General features: G+C 44.8%; 5 protein-coding genes. 2 read left to right on the top strand and 3 right to left on the bottom strand.

The window, feature by feature from the left end; genetic code table 11:
• The coding region (locus VIP81_RS23920) for an MBOAT family O-acyltransferase (protein WP_331967301.1) at positions 1–1,491 on the top strand (1,491 nt) is incomplete at its 5' end.
• Positions 1,492–1,494: 3 nt separating this feature from the next.
• Here the strand turns inward: VIP81_RS23920 and VIP81_RS23915 are convergent.
• Complete coding sequence (locus tag VIP81_RS23915) at positions 1,495–2,415, bottom strand: helix-turn-helix transcriptional regulator (RefSeq protein ID WP_331967298.1); 921 nt, start codon at positions 2,413–2,415, stop codon at positions 1,495–1,497.
• A 164-nt stretch (positions 2,416–2,579) separates the two neighbouring features.
• Between VIP81_RS23915 and VIP81_RS23910 the strand changes: the two genes are divergently transcribed.
• Positions 2,580–3,908, top strand: coding sequence for a porin (locus VIP81_RS23910; RefSeq protein ID WP_331967296.1), 1,329 nt, complete (start codon positions 2,580–2,582; stop codon positions 3,906–3,908).
• Between the two features lie 110 nt (positions 3,909–4,018).
• Here VIP81_RS23910 and VIP81_RS23905 read toward each other — a convergent pair whose 3' ends face one another.
• Together VIP81_RS23905 and VIP81_RS23900 are read right to left on the bottom strand one after the other, a co-directional pair.
• The gene (locus VIP81_RS23905; RefSeq protein ID WP_331967294.1) at positions 4,019–5,068 is read right to left on the bottom strand and encodes a sensor histidine kinase; all 1,050 of its coding nucleotides are present in this window, start codon (positions 5,066–5,068) and stop codon (positions 4,019–4,021) included.
• A gap of 240 nt (positions 5,069–5,308) precedes the next feature.
• Positions 5,309–5,992, bottom strand: coding sequence for a response regulator transcription factor (locus VIP81_RS23900; protein WP_079471020.1), 684 nt, complete (start codon positions 5,990–5,992; stop codon positions 5,309–5,311).
• Positions 5,993–6,091 lie beyond the last annotated feature (99 nt).

Genomic DNA, 6,091 nt, shown 5'->3' with positions numbered 1-6,091 from the left:
CCGCCGATGATCAACGTTAATGAGCTGCTTTCAGAGCTGTTGTATAATGAGAAAAATCCAGTCCTCTTTAACAGTGGGTTCTTCTTCTATTTCTTTGCTTTGTTTATGTTTTGCTATTTGCTGGCCAGCAGAAGTAAAACTGCCAGGGTATGGATTTATACCGTGTTTTCGCTCTATTTCTTTTATAAAGCCTGCGGTTATTATGTGGGGTTGGTGATACTTTCCGCCATTGTAGACTTTAATTTATCGCGCTGGATTCACCAGAGCCAGGATAAAAAGACGAAGAAATCGTTGCTGATATTAAGTATCCTATTGAATATCGGGCTGCTGTTTTATTTCAAGTACACCAATTTCTTTATTGGGATTGTGAACGATTTTACCGCAGGTCATATCAGCGCATTAAAATTAATTTTACCTATCGGGATCTCCTTCTACACGTTCGAGAACCTGAGTTATACGATAGATGTGTACAGGGATGAAATCAAGCCCGTGAGCAATTTCATGGACTACCTTTTCTTCCTTTCTTTCTTCCCGAAACTGATGATGGGCCCCATTGTGCGTGCCGCCGATTTTATACCGCAGATATCGCAGCCTTACCGCCTCAGTTCTGAAGACATTGGTAAGGGGATGTACCTGATCATGGCCGGATTGTTCAAGAAAATAATCATATCGGATTTCATCTACCAAAACTTTGTACAATATATTTTTGATGATCCCAGCAAGCATACCGGCCTGGAATGCTTATTGGGCGTGTATGGGTATGCGCTAGTGATCTATTGCGATTTCTCCGGTTATTCCGATATGGCGCTGGGTATTGCCCGTTGGACCGGCTTTAAAATTCCGCCGAACTTCGATTCTCCTTACCAGAGTTCTTCTATCACAGAGTTCTGGCGTCGCTGGCACATTTCTTTGTCCAGCTGGCTGAGAGATTACATTTATATTCCGCTGGGAGGTAACCGCAAAGGCAAGGTGCGTCAGTACATTAACCTGGCGCTGACGATGCTGATTGGTGGCTTCTGGCATGGCGCCAGCTGGAACTTTATCTTCTGGGGGGCATTGCATGGTGGTGCGCTGGCCATTGATAAGGTGCGCATCGACTGGCTGAAAAAGAGCAAAACAGTGATTACCGGTGGCAAAGCCATCTTCTTCAAAATACTGGGTATCCTGATTACTTTCCATTTCGTGTGTTTCTGTTGGGTGTTTTTCAAGGCAGCTACTTTCCACGACGCATGGTCGCTGATACACCAGGTGGTGTATGATTTCCAGCCGGAAATAGCACTGGAACTGTATAATGGTTATACAGCGGTGTTCTGGGTAATGGTGATGGGCTTTGTATTACATTTCCTGCCATCCAAAGCGGAGTTCTCTATGGAAAAAATATTGGGACGCATACCTGTTGCAGGTAGCGTAGCCATTATGGTGGTATTTATGTGGTTGTTGGTGCAGGTAAAAAGTACGCAGCCCATGATCCCGATTTACTTCCAGTTTTAAACCCTAGCGCCTTTGCCAGGGAATAAAGATTTCGCAATCCGTTTCGCCGGTAAGAGAAATAAAGAAATGGTTGCCGCTCATTTTAAAATAACCGGCCCGGCAACTGCGGTTAATAAATTCATACATCGGTAAACCGGCAGCTACAAAGCTCATAGGCACTGGTAACTTTTTATAGTATCCTCCGGGGACACGTTTGGTAAACAGGCCAAATGGTTCCCGGAAAGACCTCCCGATATGCAGATGTGCGACCTCGTAAGCTTTCAGCACCGGCACCAGGATTCCCACATACATCATCATTTTGGCATAATTGGTAACCGGCACCACGTCCAATGTACCTGTAATCACCATAGCACCCGGTAATTCCAGGGATGTTCTGATCGCGTGCAATTGCTGTTGATACATGCTCATATACGCTACCATACTTCTCACGGGATCATCGTTCCGGGGCAGAATGGTATAATACAGCCTATATTCCGGCAGTCTTACATCTTCCGTTTTATCCGGCGAAAAAATGAGACTGTGCGGATCATCATGCGGTGTGGTGGCGATTTTCGTACGGGCCAGTGTATGTTCTTCATTAGGCAGATAAAGCCGGTCGCGGAAGTTGATGGGCGCTTCGTTGTACAGTTCCCGGAATGCTTTGGTGAAGCTGGAATGGGTATAGCCACACATCTCGCTGATTTCACCAATGCCAAAATCACTGTGGCGCAGATAGCCCGCACCGGCTTCCCGTCTTCGTCTTTTGGTAAAATGGATATAAGACTCCCCATACATTTGCACAAACTTGTGGGAAAAGTTATCCGGGGATTCGCCGATCATGGCGGCTACTGTTTTGACGTCGCGATCCCCATAAGGATCATCGTGTGATAATGCAATGGCATGTTGTATCTTTTTCTCCCAATGATTAATTGTTGATGTTTTCATGGAGGCATATTTTGGAGGCTGATCCGAATCTAGTCATAATGATAGCGGGAAGATCCACAACGGCCGGAATGAGGCCGGATTAACAACCGTTTAACAAATGTTATTTGATAGCTGTATTAAGTAATTGCTAATTCTCTACTTTTGCGCAATAATTTAACTTCCTGATGCGCATAGCCAGAATACTTCCGATTGTGTTTTTGATGTTGACTTCCTCTCTGGTGGCTCGTGCGCAGTTCCTGATGGATATGATTGATACTACTTCCGATTTAGGGAAGGGAATGATTTCGATGTATCATAAGTATGATGCGCTCCGTTTCAGTGGTTATATTCAGCCACAGTTCCAGATGGCACAGGCAAGGGGTGCTACGGGGTATGCCGGGGGTGACTTTGGCGCTGCGGTAGACAATCGTTTCACCTTGCGGAGAGGACGCATCCGGATGGATTATGAGCGTTTCAACAAAGAAAGCATGCCGGTGGTGCAGTTCGCTTTTCAGTTCGATGGTACGGAGCGGGGTGTATTCATCCGCGACTTCTACGGCCGCTTCTTTGAAAACAAGTTCAACGTATTATCACTGGTAGGGGGCATGTTTGCCCGCCCTTTCGGTTATGAGGTCAATCTGTCGTCTGCGGACCGTGAAACGCCGGAAAGGGGTCGTATGTCGCAAATACTGATGAAAACGGAACGCGACCTGGGCGCCATGGTATCTTTTGACCCCAGACGTAAAGATCACCCCTTACGTTTCCTGAAAATTGATGCTGGTGCATTTAACGGGCAGGGGCTTACTTCCACGACGGATTTTGATAGCCATAAAGACTTTATTGGTCGGATAGCCGTGAAGCCACAAAAAATAAAGGGTACCCAGACCTTGTTATCCGGAGGAGTATCTGTGCTGTATGGCGGCATGCAACAGTTTACGAACGTTATCAATACCATGGGTACCGTTAACGGAAAGCCTGGCTACATCGTAGATTCATCGGCAGCCAACCTGGGAGAAATTGCGCCCCGGCATTACTACGGCGCCGACGTCCAGTTGAAAATCCCGAATGGGCCGGGTAAAGGCTTTACGCAGTTCCGCGCAGAATATATCCGCGGGCAACAAACGTCCACTGCGCTTACCACAGAAACACCCGGTATTATACCGGTTACGCCACTGGGCAAACCGGCGCCATTGTATATCCGCAATTTCGATGGGGCCTACCTGTATTTTATCCAGCACCTGGGCAGCATGCAACACCAGGTAGTGGTAAAATACGATTGGTACGATCCTAATAAAAAAGTATCGGGAAAAGATATTGGAACGGCTGGTTCCGGACTCACGCCGGCGGATATACGCTATAACACACTGGGTATGGGTTACCTGTACTACGCCAATGAACACCTCAAATTTATGTTTTACTACGACTGGGTGACCAATGAAAGTACCCAGCTGGAAGGCTATAAAAAAGATTTGAGAGACAATGTACTGACCTGCAGAATGCAGTATAGGTTTTAGGAAATTACGAATTACGAATTACGGATTTGTGGGGAGATGGTAAACGCGAAGTTTATCCTGTTCAATCTCCCCACAAATCCGTAATTCGTAATTCGTAATTCGTAATTTTTTTATTCTTTTCCCGATTCCATTGTAAACCCAAACGTGCTGCCTATTTCAGGTTTGCTACGTACGGTAATAGATTGGTCATGTGCTTCTACAATATGTTTCACGATAGCCAGCCCAAGGCCGGTACCACCAATATCGCGGCTACGGGCCCTGTCTGTGCGGTAAAAGCGTTCAAACACGCGCGGGAGGTGTTCTTCAGACATACCAATACCATCATCTGAAATTTCTACCAGTACGCGTTTGCCGTCCATGCTGTAAATGCTGGCAATGGTATGTCCGTCCGGTTTACCGTATTTGATGGAGTTATCTACCAGGTTAATGAGTACCTGTCTGATTTTTTCTTTGTCTGCAAATACCGGCTGTGGTGCTTCGCAACCTTTTTTGATATGGAACTTAATGCCTTTGGTATTGGCTTTCAGGGACAAGGTATCAAATACATCCTTGATCAGGTCCTGGATCACAAATACTTCTGCATTCACCGTCATTTCGCCACTTTCCAGTTTGGATATTTCGTCCAGGTCATCGATCAGCCGGCAAAGGCGGTCAATGTTTTTGGTGGCGTTTTTCAGAAACAGCTTATTAACGGTAGGGTCTTCCAGCGCGCCATCCAGCAGTGTGTGGATATAGCCTTGTACTGCGAAGATGGGCGTTTTCAGTTCATGGGAAAGATTCAGCAGAAACTCCTTTCGGAACTCTTCATTCCGGCGCAGGTTTTCCAATTCTTCTTTCTTCTGACTGGCCCATTTTTCCACATCTTCACTTACCTCTTCAATGGTTTTCAGCGGAAGTATATTCTTCTGAAAAAACTCTTCTCTCTTTGAAGCTTTGGTTTGGTAAATGAACTTGTAAATCAGCTTTATCTTCCTGTAAATAAAATTCTGCAGGGTATACAGATACAGATAGTATGAAACGAGGAAGGTTAGCACAAATGCTCCCACTACTACTTTCCAGTTGCCGTCCACCAGAAAGCTACCTAATGCGATGATGGCTGATATAACCAGGGCTGTAAATCCCGCTAATTTTTGCGGGGACAGGTTTTTTGCTTTAAACATACTCCAAAGTGAGTAATTAGTATAATAATGGGAAATTACTTTAAATTTCTTACTTGCCATAAAAAGCTGTTAGCTGTTAGCCGTTAGCTTTTAGCTAATGTTCTGTTTTGGTGGAAAATTTAAGGGGGAATATAAACGAATACTTAGGCGCCACCTGTTGCGCTAAAAGCGAATGGCTAGCAGCCAACAGCATCCGCTAAAAACTAAAAGCTAACAGCTAAAAGCTAACAGCTGTATCACTTACATCTCAAACTTGTATCCTACTCCTTTTACGGTAGTAATTAAATCGATGCCTATTTTCTGGCGTATTTTACGGATATGCACGTCTATGGTGCGGTCTCCAACAATTACTTCCGTACCCCATACCTGGTTCAGAATTTCATTCCGCAGGAATACACGACCTGGTTTGGATGCCAGTAACTGCAATAATTCAAACTCTTTCTTGGCAAGGATAATTTCCTGCCCTTTGTAAGTCACTGTAAACTTTTCGCGGTCAATGATCAGATCGCCGAGGGTAACACGTGTTTCTTCCGGTTTGTGTAAACGACGGAAAAGTGCATTGATCCTGCTGACCAGCAATTTGGGTTTGATGGGCTTGGCAATGTAATCGTCTGCTCCCATGTTCAGTCCATCTACTTCAGACTTTTCATCATTCAGGGCAGTTAAAAACAATACCATAGTGTCTTTGAATTCAGGGATTTTCCTGATTTCGCGGCAGGTATCGATTCCGTTCTTGTTCGGCATCATGATATCCAGCATAATCAGATCCGGTCTGAATATTTTAGCTTTCTGGATAGCCTCGCTGCCGTCTTTCGCGGTTACGGTATCATAACCCGCTGTTTTTAGATTGTAACTGATAATTTCCAGAATATCCAATTCGTCATCTACTACCAGAATTTTTCCTGCAACCGCTTGGTCTATCATAAATTTTGCTTTTAAAAAGACGGGACAAAATTATAAAGCCATCCCCGTGATTAATGGAAAATTAACATTATGAAATTGTTAATTCAATATCAGCTTGGT

The sequence above is a fragment of the Chitinophaga sp. genome, assembly GCF_036566945.1.
Taxonomy (GTDB): Bacteria; Bacteroidota; Bacteroidia; order Chitinophagales; family Chitinophagaceae; genus Chitinophaga.
The sequence above is the reverse complement of the archived record's forward strand: the minus strand, read 5'-3'. Positions and strand labels throughout refer to the sequence as shown.

Excerpts from the sequence above, each read along its gene's own strand:
- VIP81_RS23915 (WP_331967298.1), bottom strand. The coding sequence starts at position 2,415 with ATGAAAACATCAACAATTAATCATTGGGAGAAAAAGATACAACATGCC.
- VIP81_RS23910 (WP_331967296.1), top strand. The coding sequence starts at position 2,580 with ATGCGCATAGCCAGAATACTTCCGATTGTGTTTTTGATGTTGACTTCC.
- VIP81_RS23905 (WP_331967294.1), bottom strand. The coding sequence starts at position 5,068 with ATGTTTAAAGCAAAAAACCTGTCCCCGCAAAAATTAGCGGGATTTACA.
- VIP81_RS23900 (WP_079471020.1), bottom strand. The coding sequence starts at position 5,992 with ATGATAGACCAAGCGGTTGCAGGAAAAATTCTGGTAGTAGATGACGAA.